Annotated in this window: 18 protein-coding genes; 10 read left to right on the forward strand and 8 right to left on the reverse strand. The window is 56.9% G+C overall.

What is annotated here, in order from left to right:
• Positions 1–6 precede the first annotated feature (6 nt).
• A complete protein-coding gene (gene nuoN / locus WM46_RS01820; protein ID WP_042317815.1) occupies positions 7–1,464 on the forward strand; it encodes an NADH-quinone oxidoreductase subunit NuoN in 1,458 nt (485 codons plus the stop codon).
• Positions 1,465–1,522: 58 nt separating this feature from the next.
• On the opposite strand, the gene WM46_RS01825 is transcribed toward nuoN, so the two are convergent.
• Positions 1,523–2,527: a chemotaxis protein gene (locus WM46_RS01825; RefSeq protein WP_044258510.1), complete on the reverse strand. Its 1,005-nt coding sequence runs from the start codon at positions 2,525–2,527 to the stop codon at positions 1,523–1,525.
• Between the two features lie 63 nt (positions 2,528–2,590).
• Entirely contained in the window at positions 2,591–3,508 is a 918-nt protein-coding gene (gene rbn, locus WM46_RS01830) for a ribonuclease BN (protein ID WP_102601261.1), read from the reverse strand.
• A gap of 66 nt (positions 3,509–3,574) precedes the next feature.
• Here rbn and WM46_RS01835 point away from each other — a divergent pair, with 66 nt between their 5' ends.
• From WM46_RS01835 to pmrD, 9 genes are all read left to right on the forward strand, one after another.
• Complete coding sequence (locus WM46_RS01835) at positions 3,575–4,042, forward strand: GNAT family N-acetyltransferase (protein ID WP_102601262.1); 468 nt, start codon at positions 3,575–3,577, stop codon at positions 4,040–4,042.
• A gap of 47 nt (positions 4,043–4,089) precedes the next feature.
• Positions 4,090–4,395 (forward strand): stress response protein ElaB, encoded by a 306-nt coding sequence (gene elaB, locus WM46_RS01840; RefSeq protein ID WP_061074800.1) that lies wholly within the window; start codon positions 4,090–4,092, stop codon positions 4,393–4,395.
• A gap of 97 nt (positions 4,396–4,492) precedes the next feature.
• Entirely contained in the window at positions 4,493–5,791 is a 1,299-nt protein-coding gene (gene menF / locus WM46_RS01845; RefSeq protein ID WP_102601263.1) for an isochorismate synthase MenF, read from the forward strand.
• Positions 5,792–5,875: 84 nt separating this feature from the next.
• A complete protein-coding gene (gene menD / locus WM46_RS01850; protein WP_102601264.1) occupies positions 5,876–7,546 on the forward strand; it encodes a 2-succinyl-5-enolpyruvyl-6-hydroxy-3-cyclohexene-1-carboxylic-acid synthase in 1,671 nt (556 codons plus the stop codon).
• Positions 7,543–8,301 (forward strand): 2-succinyl-6-hydroxy-2,4-cyclohexadiene-1-carboxylate synthase, encoded by a 759-nt coding sequence (gene menH, locus WM46_RS01855; protein WP_102601265.1) that lies wholly within the window; start codon positions 7,543–7,545, stop codon positions 8,299–8,301. The genes menD and menH overlap by 4 nt, the downstream gene beginning before the upstream one ends.
• 14 nt (positions 8,302–8,315) lie before the next feature.
• A complete protein-coding gene (gene menB / locus WM46_RS01860; RefSeq protein WP_044258523.1) occupies positions 8,316–9,173 on the forward strand; it encodes a 1,4-dihydroxy-2-naphthoyl-CoA synthase in 858 nt (285 codons plus the stop codon).
• Complete coding sequence (gene menC / locus WM46_RS01865; RefSeq protein WP_102601266.1) at positions 9,173–10,135, forward strand: o-succinylbenzoate synthase; 963 nt, start codon at positions 9,173–9,175, stop codon at positions 10,133–10,135. The genes menB and menC overlap by 1 nt, the downstream gene beginning before the upstream one ends.
• Positions 10,132–11,502 carry an o-succinylbenzoate--CoA ligase gene (menE, locus tag WM46_RS01870; protein WP_102601267.1) on the forward strand — a complete coding sequence of 457 codons (1,371 nt, stop codon included), beginning with the start codon at positions 10,132–10,134 and terminating at the stop codon, positions 11,500–11,502. Before menC ends, menE begins: the two co-directional genes overlap by 4 nt.
• A gap of 110 nt (positions 11,503–11,612) precedes the next feature.
• Complete coding sequence (gene pmrD, locus WM46_RS01875) at positions 11,613–11,864, forward strand: signal transduction protein PmrD (RefSeq protein WP_404979084.1); 252 nt, start codon at positions 11,613–11,615, stop codon at positions 11,862–11,864.
• A gap of 3 nt (positions 11,865–11,867) precedes the next feature.
• Here pmrD and arnF read toward each other — a convergent pair whose 3' ends face one another.
• Genes arnF through arnC form a run of 6 tightly spaced genes read right to left on the reverse strand, consistent with a single transcriptional unit; the run spans position 11,868 to position 18,099 of the window.
• Entirely contained in the window at positions 11,868–12,254 is a 387-nt protein-coding gene (gene arnF / locus WM46_RS01880; protein WP_102601268.1) for a 4-amino-4-deoxy-L-arabinose-phosphoundecaprenol flippase subunit ArnF, read from the reverse strand.
• Positions 12,254–12,589, reverse strand: coding sequence for a 4-amino-4-deoxy-L-arabinose-phosphoundecaprenol flippase subunit ArnE (arnE, locus tag WM46_RS01885; protein WP_102601269.1), 336 nt, complete (start codon positions 12,587–12,589; stop codon positions 12,254–12,256). The genes arnF and arnE overlap by 1 nt, the downstream gene beginning before the upstream one ends.
• Positions 12,586–14,241 carry a lipid IV(A) 4-amino-4-deoxy-L-arabinosyltransferase gene (gene arnT, locus WM46_RS01890; protein ID WP_102601270.1) on the reverse strand — a complete coding sequence of 552 codons (1,656 nt, stop codon included), beginning with the start codon at positions 14,239–14,241 and terminating at the stop codon, positions 12,586–12,588. Before arnT ends, arnE begins: the two co-directional genes overlap by 4 nt.
• The gene (gene arnD, locus WM46_RS01895) at positions 14,238–15,140 is read right to left on the reverse strand and encodes a 4-deoxy-4-formamido-L-arabinose-phosphoundecaprenol deformylase (protein ID WP_102601271.1); all 903 of its coding nucleotides are present in this window, start codon (positions 15,138–15,140) and stop codon (positions 14,238–14,240) included. The genes arnT and arnD overlap by 4 nt, the downstream gene beginning before the upstream one ends.
• Complete coding sequence (arnA, locus tag WM46_RS01900; protein WP_061074789.1) at positions 15,137–17,119, reverse strand: bifunctional UDP-4-amino-4-deoxy-L-arabinose formyltransferase/UDP-glucuronic acid oxidase ArnA; 1,983 nt, start codon at positions 17,117–17,119, stop codon at positions 15,137–15,139. Before arnA ends, arnD begins: the two co-directional genes overlap by 4 nt.
• Complete coding sequence (gene arnC, locus WM46_RS01905) at positions 17,116–18,099, reverse strand: undecaprenyl-phosphate 4-deoxy-4-formamido-L-arabinose transferase (RefSeq protein WP_061074788.1); 984 nt, start codon at positions 18,097–18,099, stop codon at positions 17,116–17,118. Before arnC ends, arnA begins: the two co-directional genes overlap by 4 nt.
• Positions 18,100–18,101: the final 2 nt, after the last annotated feature.

The following is an 18,101-nucleotide window of genomic DNA, read 5'->3' on the forward strand; positions in this document are numbered from 1 at the left end:
ATCGCCATGACAATAACTCCACAACACCTGATTGCGCTGCTACCGCTGCTGATCGTCGGCTTGACGGTGGTGGTTGTGATGCTCTCCATTGCGTGGCGACGCAATCACTTCCTCAATGCCACGCTGTCGGTCATTGGGCTTAACGCCGCGCTGGTTTCGCTCTGGTTTGTTGGCCAGGCTGGCGCGATGGATGTCACCCCGCTGATGCGGGTTGACGGTTTCGCGATGCTCTACACCGGACTGGTTCTGCTGGCGAGTCTGGCGACCTGTACTTTTGCCTATCCGTGGCTGGAAGGCTATGACGATAACCGGGAAGAGTTCTACCTGCTGGTGCTGATTGCCGCGCTGGGTGGCATTCTGCTGGCGAACGCGAATCATCTGGCGGCGCTGTTCCTTGGTATCGAACTGATCTCCCTGCCGCTGTTTGGTCTGGTGGGCTATGCCTTCCGTCAGAAACGTTCGCTGGAAGCCAGTATCAAATACACTATCCTGTCTGCCGCCGCCTCTTCATTCCTGCTGTTTGGTATGGCACTGGTGTACGCGCAGTCTGGCAACCTGTCGTTTGTGGCGCTCGGTAAGAGCCTCGGCGACGGTATGCTGAACGAGCCGCTGCTGCTGGCAGGCTTCGGGATGATGATTGTTGGTCTGGGCTTTAAACTCTCTCTGGTTCCGTTCCACCTGTGGACGCCAGATGTCTACCAGGGCGCACCGGCTCCGGTTTCCACCTTCCTGGCGACGGCGAGCAAAATCGCTATCTTCGGCGTGGTGATGCGTCTGTTCCTGTACGCGCCGGTTGGCGACAGTGAAGCGGTTCGCGTGGTGCTGGGCGTGATTGCCTTTGCCTCCATCATCTTCGGTAACCTGATGGCGCTGAGCCAGACTAACATCAAGCGTCTGCTGGGTTATTCGTCGATCTCTCACCTCGGCTACCTGTTGGTGGCGCTGATTGCTCTGCAAAGCGGCGAGATGTCCATGGAAGCGGTCGGCGTTTACCTTGCCGGTTACCTGTTCAGCAGTCTCGGCGCGTTTGGCGTGGTCAGCCTGATGTCCAGTCCGTACCGCGGCCCGGATGCCGATTCTCTGTTCTCCTACCGTGGACTGTTCTGGCATCGTCCGATCCTCGCGGCAGTGATGACGGTAATGATGCTGTCTCTGGCGGGTATCCCGATGACGCTGGGCTTTATCGGTAAGTTCTACGTGCTGGCCGTCGGCGTGCAGGCGCACCTGTGGTGGCTGGTTGCCGCTGTGGTGGTCGGTTCCGCGATTGGTTTGTACTACTATCTGCGTGTTGCCGTGAGTCTGTACCTGAGTGCGCCGCAGCAGCTTAACCGCGATGCGCCGTCTAACTGGCAGTACAGCGCGGGCGGCATTGTGGTACTGATCTCCGCATTGCTGGTGCTGGTGCTGGGTATCTACCCGCAGCCGCTGATCAGTATTGTGCAGTTAGCTGCACCGCTGATGTAAGCGACAAGCCATAAACGAAAAACCCGCCGAGGCGGGTTTTTTTATGGGTGAAGAATCATCAGGCAATCAACTGACGGCTGACCAGCGGGCCGCTGATGTTTTGCGCCGCGCGGTCCATCACTTCCTGAATAACGGATGACAGTTCATTCACTTCAAACTTCGCCACGTAGCCATCGGCTTTCACTTTACGGACGTGATCTTCGTTGGCGCTGCCGGAAAGGGAAGAGTGGATCACCACCGGGATTTTCTTCAGCCGCTCGTCGGTTTTGATTTTTCGGGTCAGGGTGAAACCATCCATTTCCGGCATTTCCAGATCGGTTAGCACCAGCGCGATCTTCTCGCTAATCGCTTTGCCTTCCGCTTCCGCTTCCTGCGCCAGTTGCTGAATTTTGTCCCACGCATCTTTACCGGTGACGTGCATTTGATGAGGAATGTCCATGGCCGTCAGACCTTTCTCCAGCATCGCGCGGGCCACGCGGGAGTCTTCCGCGACGATGGCGACGGCTCCGGGGGTGATGTTGAACTTATTGGTTTTCAGTTCCGTCGCGCGCAGGTCGTGATTCGATGGCACGATGTCATACAGGATCTGTTCCACGTCGAGCACCAGCGCCAGGTTGTTGGTCTCTTTGTCTTCATCCAGACAGGCGATGCTGGTGATATAGCGGCCGTTAACCGCTTTCTCTGCGGTGTGTACCTGCTTCCAGTCCAGACGCATGATGTTCTCTACCGACTCGACGGCGAAGGCCTGCACGCTACGGGCGTATTCGGTGATTAACAGAATGTTGAGCCCATTCTCCGGCTTACAACCGGCAACGGCGGGGAGATCAATGACCGGAATCACCTGGTCGCGAATGTTGACCATGCCCAGCAATGGCGCCTTCATCCCCGCCGGACGTGTAAAGGCAGGCATGGGTACAATTTCGCGCAATTTGAACACGTTAATGCCAAACAGCTCTGATTTCTGTTCGTGCAGGGAGTTTCCCAGACGAAACAGCAGCAGTTCAAAGCGGTTGGACAGGGTCAGATTCGCCCTGTCATCGATATCTTTCTGGAAATTGTCCATGCTGTCCTCAGTGTGAATACTGCGTTTTTACTGTTATCGGCACTGAGAGCGAAAAATGGAGCACTAAACCGTGAAAATGGCGAAATCGTCGGCAAGTTCAGTGGAGGGAAAGATAGCCTGACACTCTGCCAGCAGTCGCTGGCAACCCGCGGCGTCATAGCGTGAACTGACGTGCGTCATGATAAGTTTGCCGACTGCAGCTTCCCGTGCCAGCAGCGCCGCCTGGCGGGTAGAACTGTGTCCACGGCTGTTGGCCTTTTCTTCCATTGACGTATCCAGCGTGGTCTCGTGAATCATCACGTCGACCCCTTTCGCCAGCGCAAGCGCGGATGCGCAGGGAGCGGTATCGCCAAAAATCGCGACCGTTTTACCGGGCGTCGCCGGGGCAAGGAAATCGGCCCCGCGTATTACGCTGCCGTCTTCCAGGGTGACCGTTTTGCCAGCTTTCAGATCCTGGAACCAGGGACCGGCTTTCACCCCTGCGGCTTTCAGCGCTCTGGCGTTTAGCGCGCCGGGTTTATCATGCTCCTCAACGCGGTAGCCGTAACACTCCAGCGGGTGTTCAAGCGGGTAAGCTGTCACTTTTCGCAGTCCGTCATCGAGAATTTCCCCGGCGGTGATTTCGACGATTTCCAGCGGATAGTCAGTCCAGGAGCCGCTCAGACGCAGTGCGGTTTCAGTAAACTCACGCAGTCCCTTCGGGCCGTAAAGTGTCAACGGGTGAGCATTGCCCGCCATCGAACGACTGCACAGTAAACCCGGTAAACCAAACAGATGATCGCCGTGCAGATGGCTGATGAAAATCCGTTCAATTTTGCCGGGATGATATGCCGTGTTCAACATCTGATGCTGCGTGCCTTCACCACAGTCAAACAGCCACAGCGCGGGCTGCGTCGGGTGCTGATGATGCAGCAAAATGGCCGTCACGTTTCGCGCACGCGTGGGCACGCCAGCCGAGGTACCTAAAAAGAGAAATTCCATTATTTCATTACACTTTTGAAAAATAATCTGGCTAGTATAAATCGTTTACGGAAAAAGGAGCGCACGATGATTACCTGGCAAGACCTGCATCATTCGGAATTAACCGTCCCACAGCTTTATGCGCTGTTAAAACTGCGCTGTGCGGTGTTTGTTGTGGAACAGAACTGTCCCTATCTCGACGTGGACGGCGACGATCTGGTGGGTGAAAACCGCCATATTCTTGGCTGGCATGACGGCGAGCTGGTGGCGTATGCGAGGATTCTGAAAAGTGCTGAAGAACTGGAGCCCGTAGTGATTGGACGGGTGATCGTCAGTGAAGCGTTACGCGGTGAAAAACTGGGCCAAAACTTGATGGCGCAGACGCTGGCATCCTGTCAGCAACACTGGCCGGAGAAGGCGCTGTATCTGGGCGCACAGGCGCATTTGCAGGCATTCTATGCACGATTTGGTTTTGCACCGGTCACCGACGTCTATGAGGAAGATGGCATCCCTCATGTGGGGATGGCGCGCGAAGCGGTTCAGGCGGGATCCTGAGTCATTGTCTATAGTTAGGGGCAGGTTTACTAACATGGAGAACGAGAATGTCTTATCAATTTGGTGATTCGCGTATTGATGACGACCTGACGTTGCTGAGTGAAACGCTGGAAGAGGTGCTACGTTCCTCAGGAGATCCTGCCGATCAAAAGTACATCGAACTGAAAGCGCGGGCGGAACAGGCGCTGGATGAGGTCAAAAATCGCGTAAGTCAGGCTTCAGATAGCTACTATTATCGTGCCAGACAGGCCGTTTATCGTGCGGATGACTATGTGCACGAAAAGCCCTGGCAGGGGATTGGCGTTGGCGCGACGGTCGGACTGGTGCTCGGCTTACTGCTGGCACGACGCTAACCTGGAAGCGAGATCGCATTGACTCCCTAAACTGGGGTACTGCTTTTTTTCCGCAGTACCCCGTATAATGTGAGGTTTTTAACAGGGAGAGGTCCGCGTGCATTCACTCACTACTGCGCTGGAAGGTCTGACGCGTCTTTTGTCGCAGGCGATCCCGGCGGCACCTGGCATTCGGGTTCTCGATGTTCCTTTTCCCCTTAATGACGCTTTCGATGCGTTAAGCTGGCTGACAAGTCAGTCCATTTATCCGCAATTTTACTGGCAGCAGCGCAACGGTGATGAAGAGGCCGCCGTGCTGGGCGTCGTTGCGTCCTTTTCTTCTCTCGATGAGGCGCAATGCTTTCTTCGTCAACATCCGCAGCAAACCGACCTGCGTATCTGGGGACTGAACGCGTTCGATCCTCAGCAGGGCAACCTGGTGTTACCGCGTCTTGAGTGGCGGCGCTGCGCAGGCGTGGCGGTGCTGCGCCTGCATCTGTGGAGTGATGTTTCTCTGCGCGAGGATGCTGACCGGGCGCTGACTTTTCTCGCCTCGCTGGCGAGTGTAAAACCGTTGCCGACATTGCGGCTGAGCAAAACCGGTGAACAGCACTGGCCTGAAAAAGCGGGCTGGATCAACCTGATTGAGCAGGCCACTCAGACGATTGCTGAAGGCGAACTGGAGAAAGTGGTGCTGGCGCGCGCCAGCGATCTGCACTTTTCTCGCCCGGTGAATGCCGCTGCTGTGATGGCTTCAAGTCGCCGTTTGAATCTGAACTGCTACCATTTTTACATGGCGTTTTCTGCGCAGAGCGCGTTCCTGGGCTCGTCTCCTGAACGTCTCTGGCGACGCCGCGATACTGCGCTCCGTACCGAGGCGCTCGCCGGGACGGTAGCGAATCATCCTGACGATTATAAAGCCTGGCAACTGGGCGAATGGCTGATGAAGGACGACAAAAATCAGCGCGAAAATATGCTGGTGGTCGAGGATATCTGCCAGCGCCTGCAGGAGTACACGCATTCGCTGGACGTTTTACCGCCGCAGGTGCTGCGGTTGCGAAAAGTGCAGCATTTGCGACGCTGCATCTGGACGGCGCTGAATCAGGCGGATGACACGCTGTGTTTACTGCAACTGCAGCCGACGGCTGCCGTCGCCGGGATCCCACGCGAACGGGCGCGGGCGTTTATTCAGCAACATGAACCTTTTGCGCGGGAATGGTACGCCGGGTCGGCGGGCTATCTGTCATTACAGCAAAGTGAATTTTGTGTTTCGCTGCGCTCGGCGAAAATCAGCGGTAACGTGGTTCGACTGTATGCCGGCGCGGGTATCGTTCGCGGGTCAGATCCTGAGCAGGAGTGGCAGGAAATCGACAATAAAGCCGCTGGCCTGCGATCTTTGTTACAGATGGATGGATAATGAGTTACATATTCCCGACTCATATCAATAATCCCTTTTTCCCGTTCTTTATACTGAGTCGCAATATTGATACCGGACAATCTCATGTCAGTAAGCGCATTTAACCGACGCTGGGCGGCGGTCATTCTGGAAGCATTAACTCGCCACGGTGTCAGGCATGTTTGCATTGCCCCTGGCTCTCGTTCAACGCCGCTCACCCTGGCGGCGGCGGAAAATTCGGCTTTTATTCACCACACCCATTTCGATGAGCGTGGTCTTGGCCATCTGGCGCTGGGACTGGCGAAGGTGAGTAAACAGCCTGTTGCCGTGATCGTGACCTCCGGTACGGCGGTCGCTAACCTCTATCCGGCGCTGATTGAAGCGGGGCTGACCGGTGAAAAACTGATCCTTCTGACGGCCGATCGTCCCCCTGAACTGATTGACTGCGGCGCAAACCAGGCGATTCGTCAGGCGGGCATGTTTGCGTCACATCCGTCACAAACGCTTTCCCTTCCGCGCCCGACGCAGGACATTCCGGCCCGTTGGCTGGTGTCGACTATCGATAATGCGCTGGCCTCGCTGCATGCCGGCGCGGTCCATATCAACTGCCCGTTTGCTGAGCCGCTGTATGGCGAGATGGACGAAACCGGTCTGGCCTGGCAGCAGCGCCTCGGTGACTGGTGGCAGGATGACAAACCCTGGCTACGCGAAGCGCGTCGGCTGGAGAGTGACAAACAGCGCGACTGGTTCTTCTGGCGGCAAAAACGTGGTGTTGTCGTTGCCGGGCGAATGAGTGCGGAAGAGGGTAAGAAAGTTGCGCAATGGGCGCAGACGTTGGGCTGGCCGCTGATTGGCGATGTGCTGTCGCAAACCGGACAGCCGCTCCCCTGTGCCGACCTCTGGCTCGGCAACCCGAAGGCCGTAACGGAACTGCAGCAGGCGCAGATTGTGGTGCAACTGGGCAGCAGCCTGACCGGAAAGCGCTTACTGCAATGGCAGGCAAGCTGTGATCCGCAAGAGTACTGGATTGTCGATAATATCGAAGGGCGGCTGGATCCGGCGCATCATCGCGGTCGCCGTCTGGTGGCAAAAATCGGCGACTGGCTGGAACTGCATCCTGCGGAAAAACGTCAACCGTGGTGTGTGGATATCCCGCGTCTGGCGGAGCAGGCCTGGCAGGCCGTCGTAGCGCGTCGGGATACCTTTGGCGAGGCGCAACTGGCTCATCGCATTCGCGACTATCTGCCTGAGCAAGGGCAGCTTTTTGTCGGCAACAGCCTGGTGGTGCGCCTGATTGATGCGCTGTCAAAACTCCCGGCAGGTTACCCGGTTTACAGCAATCGCGGGGCCAGCGGTATCGATGGCTTAATATCAACGGCCGCAGGCGTACAGCGCGCCAGCGCGAAATCGACGCTGGCGATCGTGGGCGATTTATCGGCGCTGTACGATCTCAACGCGTTAGCCTTGTTGCGCCAGGTTTCCGCACCGTTCGTACTGATTGTGGTGAACAATAACGGCGGGCAGATTTTCTCGCTACTGCCCACGCCGCAGAGCGAACGTGAACGCTTCTATCTGATGCCGCAGAATGTCCATTTTGAACACGCGGCCGCAATGTTCAACCTCAAGTATCATCGTCCGGAAAGCTGGGATGAACTGGAGACGGCGCTGGCGGGCGCATGGCGTACTCCTGCGACCACGGTGATTGAACTGGTGGTCAATGACACCGACGGCGCACAAACCCTGCAACAGCTCCTGGCGCAGGTAAGCCATCTATGATCCTGCACGCGCAGGCAAAAGACGCGCAGCCAGGTTCACCCTGGCTGGTTTTTCTGCACGGCTTTTCAGGCGATGGTCAGGAGTGGCAGCCGGTTGGCGAGCAGCTTACGGGCTTTTCCCGGCTGTATATCGACTTGCCCGGTCATGGCGGTTCAGCGCAGATTCGCGTCAGCGGATTCGCTGATGTGCTTGCCTTACTGCATAATACTCTTCTTAGTTACAACATACTAAGCTACTGGCTGATAGGATATTCCCTTGGCGGCAGAGTGGCGATGATGGCGACCTGTCAGGCGATGCCGGGGCTTTGCGGCCTGGTGGTTGAAGGTGGGCATCCGGGGCTGCAAAGCGACGCTGAACGTGATGCTCGCCGAGATTCTGACCACCACTGGGCGGAACGTTTTCGCCATGACGCACTGACTGACGTTTTTTATGACTGGTACCAGCAGCCGGTTTTTGCTTCGCTGAACGCGCAACAACGAGAAGCATTGGTTGCGCTGCGTAGCCAGAATAACGGTGAAACGCTGGCGGCAATGCTGGAGGCCACCTCGCTGGCGGTCCAGCCCGATTTACGCGCGGTGCTCAACGCGCGCGCGTTTCCGTTTTATTATTTATGTGGTGAACGTGACAGCAAATTCTGCGCTCTCGCGACGGAGTTAGCGGCGACCCGCCATGTGATTCGTAACGCCGGACACAACGCGCATCGGGAAAACCCCGCAGGCGTGGTGGACTGTCTGGCGCAGATTCTGCGTCTCTGACTAAAGGACACACTATGATCTATCCTGATGAAACAATGCTTTACGCACCGGTAGAATGGCACGATTGCTCCGAAGGCTACACCGACATTCGCTATGAGAAATCGACCGACGGTATCGCAAAAATCACCATTAATCGTCCGCAGGTGCGCAACGCATTCCGTCCTCTGACCGTCAAAGAGATGATTCAGGCGATGGCAGACGCCCGTTACGACGATAACGTGGGTGTGATTATTCTGACTGGCGCAGGCGACAAAGCCTTCTGCGCTGGCGGCGACCAGAAGGTTCGCGGCGATTACGGCGGCTATCAGGATGACTCCGGCGTGCATCACCTGAACGTGCTGGACTTCCAGCGCCAGATCCGTACCTGTCCGAAGCCGGTCGTGGCGATGGTGGCCGGTTATTCTATCGGCGGCGGCCACGTGCTGCATATGATGTGCGACCTGACGATTGCGGCGGAAAATGCCATCTTCGGTCAGACCGGCCCGAAAGTCGGCTCCTTTGACGGCGGCTGGGGCGCGTCTTACATGGCGCGGATCGTTGGGCAGAAGAAAGCGCGTGAAATCTGGTTCCTGTGCCGTCAGTACGATGCCAAACAGGCGCTGGATATGGGCCTGGTGAATACCGTTGTCCCGCTGGCCGAACTCGAAAAAGAGACCGTGCGCTGGTGTCGTGAAATGCTGCAAAACAGCCCGATGGCGCTGCGTTGCCTGAAAGCGGCGCTGAACGCAGACTGTGATGGTCAGGCCGGTTTGCAGGAGCTGGCGGGTAACGCCACCATGCTGTTCTACATGACGGAAGAAGGTCAGGAAGGCCGTAACGCCTTCAACCAGAAACGTCAGCCTGATTTCAGCAAATTCAAACGGAATCCGTAATGCGTAGCGCGCAGGTATACCGCTGGCAGATCCCCATGGACGCGGGGGTGGTTCTGCGCGACAGGCGGTTAAAAACGCGTGACGGGCTGTATGTTCGTCTGCACGACGGCGAGCGTCAGGGATGGGGAGAGATCTCCCCGCTGCCGGGCTTCAGTCAGGAAACCCAGGAAGAGGCGCAGACAGCGCTGCTGGCCTGGGTTGACGGCTGGCTGCAGGGAGACGACGCATTGCCGACGATGCCTTCCGTGGCTTTTGGCGTCAGCTGCGCGCTGGCGGAAATCGCCGGAACGTTGCCTGAAGCGGCGGATTATCGGGCGGCACCGCTGTGTACCGGTGATCCGGACGATCTGGTGCTGCAACTGGCAGACATGCCCGGCGAAAAAGTCGCGAAGGTGAAGGTCGGATTGTACGAAGCCGTGCGCGACGGGATGGTGGTCAACCTGCTGCTGGAAGCGATCCCGCAATTGCGACTGCGTCTGGATGCCAACCGTGCCTGGACGCCGTTGAAGGCGCAGCAGTTCGCGAAGTACGTGAACCCGGACTACCGTAACCGCATCGCCTTCCTCGAAGAACCGTGCAAAACGCGCGATGACTCGCGCGCCTTTGCCCGGGAAACCGGTATTGCCATCGCCTGGGACGAGAGTCTGCGTGACGCTGATTTTGTCTTTGAGGCGGAAGAGGGCGTACGTGCGGTGGTGATCAAACCGACGCTGACCGGATCGCTGGAGAAAGTACGCGAACAGGTACAGGCGGCACATGCACTGGGACTGACGGCGGTGATCAGTTCGTCCATCGAGTCGAGCCTGGGCCTGACGCAGCTGGCGCGGATTGCCGCGTGGCTGACGCCGGACACCATTCCGGGACTGGATACGTTGAGTCTGATGCAGGCGCAGCAAATTCGCCGCTGGCCGGGCAGTTCATTGCCGTTGGTTGACGACGCTTCCCTGGAACGACTGCGATGACCTTTCCTGACTGGCCGTGGCGTTACTGGCGGCAGGTTCAGGGAGATGCGCCAGCCTTACGCCTGAATGATGAGGGGCTAAGCTGGCGCACGCTCTGTACCCGTATTGATGCCCTGGCGAGCGGTTTTGCCGCCCAGGGCGTTACCGAAGGCTGCGGCGTTATGCTGCGCGCCTGGAATCATCCACAGACTCTGCTGGCATGGCTGGCGCTGTTACAGTGTGGGGCAAGGATCCTGCCGGTCAACCCGCAGCTTCCCCAATCCTTGCTGACGACACTGTTGCCCGATCTCACGCTGCAGTTTGCGCTGGATCTGGAGGGTGACAACCCTTTTCCCTTTCTGATCTCGCTGGACTGCCAGGACGCGAATGGGCAGCATGCCGTCGACTGGCAGCCGCAGCGCCTGTGTTCCATGACTCTGACCTCCGGTTCGACCGGCCTGCCGAAAGCGGCCGTTCATACCTGTCAGGCGCATCTCGCCAGTGCTGAAGGCGTGCTGTCGCTGATGCCGCTGGCAAAAGACGACGACTGGTTGCTCTCTCTGCCGCTGTTTCATGTTTCCGGACAGGGGATTCTGTGGCGCTGGTTAGTGGCCGGTGCGCGGATGACCGTGCGGGATAAACAGCCGCTGGAACAGATGCTGGCCGGATGCACCCATGCTTCGCTGGTGCCGACGCAACTCTGGCGACTGCTGGTGAACCAGACACCGGTGGCGCTGAAAGCGGTCTTGCTGGGGGGCGCGGCGATTCCGGTGGCGTTAACCAGGCAGGCGCGCGCGCAGGGCATTCGATGCTGGTGCGGTTATGGCCTGACGGAATTTGCTTCGACGGTGTGCGCAAAAGAGGCGGACGGCCTGGCTGATGTTGGTATGCCCTTACCGGGACGAGAAGTCAGAATCGTGAATGATGAAGTCTGGCTGCGGGCGGCCAGTATGGCGGAAGGCTACTGGCGAAACGGTAAACTGGTTCCACTGGTCAATGATGAAGGCTGGTTTGCCACACGCGATCGCGGCGTGCTGAATGACGGAAAACTGACCATCGCCGGGCGTCTGGATAATCTCTTTTTTAGCGGTGGAGAGGGGATTCAGCCGGAAGAGGTGGAACGGGTTATTGTTGCTCATCCTCACGTGCTGCAGGCGTTTATCGTCCCGGTTGAAGATGCCGAATTTGGTCATCGTCCCGTGGCGGTGGTTGAATATGACGCCGATGTTGCACAACGCGAGCTCAGTGACTGGGTGAAAGACAAACTGGCGCGTTTCCAGCAGCCGGTACATTGGCTTTCTCTGCCAGCGGAACTGAAAAATGGGGGGATCAAGATTTCCCGGCGAGCCGTTGTTGATTGGGTAAATGAAACACTACGAAAACATTGATTTCACCTCGCGGTTTTACCAATTGATGCCTATTGCCACTTTGTTTATCTGCTACTGTGTAACGTAATGTAAAAGTTCCCGATAAGTAAAGGTATGCAATGGAGTGGCAGGTGAAGAAGTCATGCTATGACAAAACGTCAGGGAAGCATGCATTAGTGTTGAGTGATGCCGGTGGTTCACTAAAAATGATCGCTGAAGTCCAGTCTGACATTGTTGTGAATGCCGGTGATATCCTTTCCCCACAGAAGGATGCGCTGTATTCCGTTAACCGTGACAGCGGGCGGACGGTGAAGATTCTGGATGCCAGGAGCTATACCTGCGATGAGTGGGAGCGTCTGAAGAACCTGCTGGGAAACAAATAATCGTCAGCGCGTTTTTCGCTGTGCAGGCAGAAAAATGAACATCAGTCCGGCCATAATGCATAAAACACCCAACAACGCTTTCAGGGAAAACGCGCCCTGCCAGCCGGGTAAGGTCATCGACGCCACCCACACCAGCACATAGCTCAGGCTAAGCAACGCGTACGCCTTGCTCAGCGCAAGATGATGCAGTGCGTTATGCCAGCAGAAAACCGACAGCAGATAGCCCACTAAGCCAGCAAAAAGCGCGAGAGTACCGGTGTGGATGGCGAACAGCGCCGGGATAAAGGTTTGCCATTGCTCCATCGGCGGCAGGTTCTCCATTGCAAATCCCAGACCCAGTTGCGCGACGGACGTGATGAGCACGCTGCACAGTCCCCACAGTAATCCCATTACGCCGCGCTCCCCAGAATAAAAATACCGCCGATGATCAAGACGATGCCCAGCCAGTGACGAAGCGCCACCGGTTCACGCCAGATTTTCCATGCCAGCAGTGTGACCCAGACAAAGTTCAGACTGAGCATCGGGTAAGCGATACCCACGGGAATGTTCTGCAATACCAGTAACCACAGGATCATCGCCAGGCCGAGGCAGGCAAGCGCCAGTCCCAGCCACAGGGTAACATGGCGTCTCCGCGCGCTTGTCGGCACGCGGAGCGTAGCCTGCTTCTGGCATAACTGCCCCGCGACGCTGAGCAGGCTGGCCATCACTAATACCAGCCAGATCATTTGGGACGATACTGAATCAGCACCAGACGCCCCTGATTATCAATCTTATCGGCAGGCGGAATGGCAAGGCGGTTGATGTCTTCATCCTTCGCGATGGTGAGCACGAGCGTAATAATCCCCTCCTGACGGTGCTGGCTGAGCCAGTCCGCAAAATCGGCATAGCGAATAAACCGGCCTTTGGCATCGGGATAGTTAAGGCCATATTTCAGCTCGCCGGTTTGCCCATACATTAAAATGTCATCCCGGTTCAGACTCCAGGCCAGACCGGCGGCGACGCCTACGCTGTCGGTAAGAATGTAGCGGCTTGGCGCCAGGTTTTCCCGGGTCATCTCGACAAAAAACTGCGGCTGTTTAGATTCCATTACCCGATCGGGAACGGAAAAGCCAAACAACAGCGCCAGCGCCACGGGACACAACGCGGCATAAATCCAGCTCTTTTCGGTGTTAGTCAGCGTATACCAGCCGAAAAGGGCCCACAGGGTAAAAATGCCCAGCGAACAGAAGACCTTATACACCTCAATGTGCATCCAGACCGGCGATTTCAGCGGTCCCCACGGCGAGACAACCAGCGTGGCGATGATCCCGATGACGCCGAACAGAATATTGATCCAGCCGTTGATGCGCAGTGCGGCAAAGCCCTTTTCCGCCGCGTTCAATCCATATCTCGCCATCAGTATGGCGAGCGGGGCGAAACAGGACAGAATGTAGGTCGGTAATTTGCCTTTCGCGATGCTAAAAAACATCAGCGGCATTACGATCCAACCGAGCAGATAGAGCGCGCTGCGCGATTCATCGCGCTCCTGCCAGCCGGTCTTTAAGGCGCCCGGAAGCAGCGCTAGCCACGGCAGGCTTCCGGCGATCAGCACCGGCAGATAGTACCAGAACGGCGCTTTGTGCTGGGCGTCATCCATCGCGAAACGCTGGATATGTTCGACCCAGAAAAAGTAGTGCCAGAAATCGGGTTCGCGTTGGGCGATAGCCAGCCCCCACGGCAGAATGACGACGACACAGCTAATGACCGCTAATCCGCCGTAGAGGAATAGATCTTTCCAGCGCTTCTGCGCGGCGACCCACGGCAGAACGCTGAGCACCGGTACTGCAAGCGCCAGAAAGCCCTTGGTCATGACCCCCATCCCGCAGGTGACGCCCAGCAGCAGGAATCCTACGCTTTTCCCTTGCCAGGTGGTGGCCTGCATCGCCTGCCAGAAGCAGCACAGTCCCGCCATGAGCCAGAGCGCAATCAGCGGATCGAGCACCGCGTAAGTGCCAATCCCGTAGACAATAAACAACGACAAGAAAATGATGGCCGACAGCAGGGCAGTACGCATATCGCGCCATATGCGCATGGCAAGCCATCCCACCAGCGCGGCGGTGACCAGTGTCGCAAAAATCGCCCCAGCGCGAACGCCGAAATTGTTCGCACCAAACAACCACTGCCCGATGCTGTTAATCCAGTATCCGGCAATCGGTTTTTCAAAGTAACGGACGCCAAGAAAATGAGGAACAAGCCAGTCGCCGGAGGCCAGCATTTCACGACTGATCTCGGCATAGCGCGTCTCGTCAGGTTGCCACAGCAGGCGCAGGTTGATGGGGATGATGTACCAGAACGCGATTAGCGCGGCCAGTATCTGATAATAACGGGTGTTTTTCATCGTATGACACTCATTGCTTGCTGGCAGCCTAACCATCCTTCTCTTCCCGCGAGGTTACCGCGAATAATCTCTCCCGGCGGCAAGGTGTTGCGATCGTCAGGCAGTAGATCGCCAAGCGGGCAGAAGGTGATGCCCGCATCAGCCGCACGCTGGAGCAGTTCCTCAAACTGGCTGTGCCAGGCACCGCCTTCGACTTCGGCATGAATGGTATACACCGGCGTACCGGTATCCCGCTGTATTCGGGAGAGGATCCAGTCGTTGAAATCCTCCGCCTGAACGTCGCGACCCACCGCTTCATCCCACGTGGGCAGCGTAACCGGAATTTGTGGCGTAGCGAACGCATCAGCCCCGAGAACCGGACGGAACGGCGCCCAGCCGCGGCAGTCGCTGTTGTAACGCAGAGAAAATGTCTCTTTGGCGAGCACCACACGCTGGTCGGCACGCCAGCCCGCGACGGCTGAACAGGTCACGGGCTGGCCGGTGATCGCCTCCAGGGCGGTTATCCCGTGTGAAATATCAGCGATGAGCTGCTGTTCGCTCCACTGAGGACTCCGGGACTGCCAGGCGTGGTGATCCCAGGCGTGCAGCCCTGTTTCATGCTGGCGCGCCGCTTCACGGATAATCTCTGCGTTTGCGCGGCCGATTTCTTTTCCCGGCCAGGCAGTACCGGCCAGCAGAATATCCCAGCCGTAAAGAGACGCGGCGTTTGAACGCAGCATCTTCCACAGAAACTGCGGTTTAATCAGGCGCCAGAGATGGCGCCCCATGTTGTCTGGTCCAACGCTAAAGAAAAAACTTGCCCGAATGTGGTATCGGCTCAATGACGCTAACAGGCGCGGCACGCCTTCGCGGGTGCCACGGAAGGTATCGACATCAATACGCAAGCCGACTTTTGTCATGATGAATGTTCCGTGAGATCTACACTGCGCAGGAAGAAATCCAGCGTCTCGTCAACCGTTTCGCGCATATCAATGGTAGGCTCCCAGTCCAGGCAACGTTTTGCATTACGGATGTTGGGCTTACGGTGCTCCACATCCTGATAGCCTTTGCCATAATAGCTGCTGCTCTCAACCACCCGTAACCCGGCAAACGGTGGAAAATGATTGCGCAGCGGATGTTTGTCGAAACTCTCCAGCAGCATTTCCGCCAGCTCTTTGATGCTGGCTTCGTTTTCTGGGTTGCCGATGTTGATGATTTCACCGTCACAGCGGCCGCCCGCATTTTCAATGATCCGGTACAGCGCTTCGATACCGTCGCGGATATCCGTAAAGCAGCGTTTTTGTTTTCCGCCTTCAATCAGCTTAATTGGCGAGCCTTCCACCAGGTTAAGGATCAACTGCGTAATGGCGCGTGAGCTGCCAATTCGCGCGGAATTCAGGCTGTCGAGTCGCGGCCCCATCCAGTTGAACGGGCGGAAGAGGGTAAAGCGAAGCCCTTCTTTTTCACCATAGGCCCAAATGACGCGGTCGAGAAGCTGTTTGGACACCGAGTAAATCCAGCGGGGTTTATTGACCGGCCCGACAATCAGATTCGAGCTGTCTTCATCGAACACTTTGTCGGTACACATCCCGTACACTTCAGAAGTCGATGGGAAAATGATCCGTTTACGGTATTTCACACAGTAGCGAATGATTTTCAGGTTTTCTTCAAAATCCAGTTCAAAGACGCGCAGTGGGTTGCGGGTATATTCAATAGGCGTGGCAATGGCCACCAGCGGCAGCACCACGTCGCATTTCTTAACGTGATATTCGATCCATTCAGAGTGAATGCTGATGTCGCCTTCCACAAAATGAAAACGCGGATGGTTGAGGAAGCGACCAATCGCATCGCTGCCGATATCCAGACCATAGATTTCGTAGTGGTCTTCGCGCAGCAGGCGTTCGGTAAGATGGTTGCCAATAAAGCCATTCACGCCGAGGATCAGTACGCGGGTACGGCGCTTACTGGTTGCCAGCGACTGACTGTTTAAACGAGAACCCGCAACCAGGCCAAGAACCTGCGCTAACTGTGCCCCCTGCATGGTGATGCCGTTACCCGCCTGTCCGGTCACGACCTCCAGCGCGCCTTCGGCACAAGCGATCAGCAGGGGGGCGACGGAAATCACGGTACCCGGTTGCGCGGTCTGGGTCTGCGGGTGGACACGGGATGACCAGATGGTGAATTTTTGCGTGCCGGAATAGCTGAATGCGCCCGGCCAGGGGGCCGCAACCGCCCGCACCATGTTGTGCAGCGTCGTTGCCGGTCGGTTCCATGTCAGGAAACTGTCTTCAGGCGTGCGGCGACCAAAGTACGTTGCGTCGCTCTCGTTCTGCGCAACGTCGTGGGTCTCTCTGCGTTTGATCGCGGGCAATGCCTGTTCCAGCACCCGTCGGGCGGTCTGGCAAAGCTTATGATGTAGCGTAAGGGCCGTATCGTCAGGCGAAATAGCGACACGCTGTTGCTCGATAATGGCGCCTGCATCGGCGCGTTTGACCATGCGGTGCAGCGTCACGCCGGTTTCACTTTCGCCATTCACCAACACCCAGTTCAGCGGGGCGCGACCGCGATACTTCGGCAGGAGTGAACCGTGCAGGTTGAATGCGCCAGCCGGGGCCAGTTCCAGAATCGCATCGCTGAGCAGATGACGGTAATAGAAGGAGAAAATAACGTCGGGAGCGAGTTGACTGATACGCTCGGCCCAGATGGGGTGGTTGACGTCATCAGGGGCGTAGACCGGGATCCCCGCATCAGCGGCCAGGCGAGAAACGGAGCCAAAAAATGCGTTTTCTCCTGGGTTATCCGCATGTGTAAAAATGGCGGCAATGTCATAACCGGCGTCGAGCACGGCCTGAACGCCCAGACACCCCATATCGTGATACGCGAAGACAACGGCTTTCATTGTTGATTTTCCTGTGTAGAGTGCGGGCTTTCCGGACGAATAACTTGCTGGACGAAATAGCGGGGGCGGGCACGGACATCGTTGTAAATTCGACCGATATATTCGCCGAGTAATCCCATGCCGATGAACTGTGCGCCGATAAAAGTAAACAGAACGGCAAACAGCATGAATACCCCTTCTGCCGCCCATTGTGGCCCCAGCGTCAGGCGGAGAATGACGAGGAGTATCGACAGGGTAAATCCGGTAACGGCAATGACGCTGCCGAGCAGGCTCAGCATGCGCAGAGGCGTTGTCGTCAGGCAGGTCACCAGGTCGTACATCAGGTTAATCAGCCGCATAAAGCTGTATTTGGAATCACCAAATTCACGTTCCGCGTGATGAACGGGGATCTCCGTGGCGCGGCGGGCAAAAATATTCGCCAGAATCGGGATAAATGTGCTGCGTTCGTGACAATGCAGCATGGCATCGATAATGTGACGGCGATAGGCGCGAAGCATGCAGCCGTAGTCGCCCATCGCTTTGCCCGTGGTGCGTTGAATCAGATGGTTGATCATCTTCGAGGCGGTCTTACGGAACAGACTGTCCTGACGATTCTGGCGCACGGTGCCAACGACGTCATACCCTTCATCGGCTTTTGCCACCAGACGCGGGATCTCTTCCGGCGGGTTTTGCAGATCGGCATCGAGCGTAATGATCAGGTCGCCGGTGACGTGACTGAACCCCGCCATGATGGCGGAATGCTGCCCATAGTTGCGATTCAGTAAAATCGAAACAATGTGGCTGCCTTCGGCTTCTGATGCGTTGATCAACAACTGGGCGGAGTGGTCGCTGCTACCGTCATCAATCAACAGGATTTCATAGTCTTTTCCCAGACTCTCGCAGGCCGCAGTGGTTCGCCTGAGCAGTTCCGGCAGGCTTTCCTGTTCGTTGTAGACAGGGATCACCACCGACACTTTCGTAATCGGAAGGGCTTCAAACATGG

This window comes from Citrobacter freundii complex sp. CFNIH2 (assembly GCF_002880615.1).
In the GTDB taxonomy this organism is placed as follows: Bacteria; Pseudomonadota; Gammaproteobacteria; order Enterobacterales; family Enterobacteriaceae; genus Citrobacter_A; species Citrobacter_A amalonaticus_F.

Coding starts and splice junctions, on each gene's coding strand:
- nuoN (WP_042317815.1), top strand. CDS start 7: ATGACAATAACTCCACAACACCTGATTGCGCTGCTACCGCTGCTGATC.
- WM46_RS01825 (WP_044258510.1), bottom strand. CDS start 2,527: ATGGACAATTTCCAGAAAGATATCGATGACAGGGCGAATCTGACCCTG.
- rbn (WP_102601261.1), bottom strand. CDS start 3,508: ATGGAATTTCTCTTTTTAGGTACCTCGGCTGGCGTGCCCACGCGTGCG.
- WM46_RS01835 (WP_102601262.1), top strand. CDS start 3,575: ATGATTACCTGGCAAGACCTGCATCATTCGGAATTAACCGTCCCACAG.
- elaB (WP_061074800.1), top strand. CDS start 4,090: ATGTCTTATCAATTTGGTGATTCGCGTATTGATGACGACCTGACGTTG.
- menD (WP_102601264.1), top strand. CDS start 5,876: ATGTCAGTAAGCGCATTTAACCGACGCTGGGCGGCGGTCATTCTGGAA.
- menH (WP_102601265.1), top strand. CDS start 7,543: ATGATCCTGCACGCGCAGGCAAAAGACGCGCAGCCAGGTTCACCCTGG.
- menB (WP_044258523.1), top strand. CDS start 8,316: ATGATCTATCCTGATGAAACAATGCTTTACGCACCGGTAGAATGGCAC.
- menC (WP_102601266.1), top strand. CDS start 9,173: ATGCGTAGCGCGCAGGTATACCGCTGGCAGATCCCCATGGACGCGGGG.
- menE (WP_102601267.1), top strand. CDS start 10,132: ATGACCTTTCCTGACTGGCCGTGGCGTTACTGGCGGCAGGTTCAGGGA.
- arnF (WP_102601268.1), bottom strand. CDS start 12,254: ATGGGATTACTGTGGGGACTGTGCAGCGTGCTCATCACGTCCGTCGCG.
- arnE (WP_102601269.1), bottom strand. CDS start 12,589: ATGATCTGGCTGGTATTAGTGATGGCCAGCCTGCTCAGCGTCGCGGGG.
- arnT (WP_102601270.1), bottom strand. CDS start 14,241: ATGAAAAACACCCGTTATTATCAGATACTGGCCGCGCTAATCGCGTTC.
- arnD (WP_102601271.1), bottom strand. CDS start 15,140: ATGACAAAAGTCGGCTTGCGTATTGATGTCGATACCTTCCGTGGCACC.
- arnA (WP_061074789.1), bottom strand. CDS start 17,119: ATGAAAGCCGTTGTCTTCGCGTATCACGATATGGGGTGTCTGGGCGTT.
- arnC (WP_061074788.1), bottom strand. CDS start 18,099: ATGTTTGAAGCCCTTCCGATTACGAAAGTGTCGGTGGTGATCCCTGTC.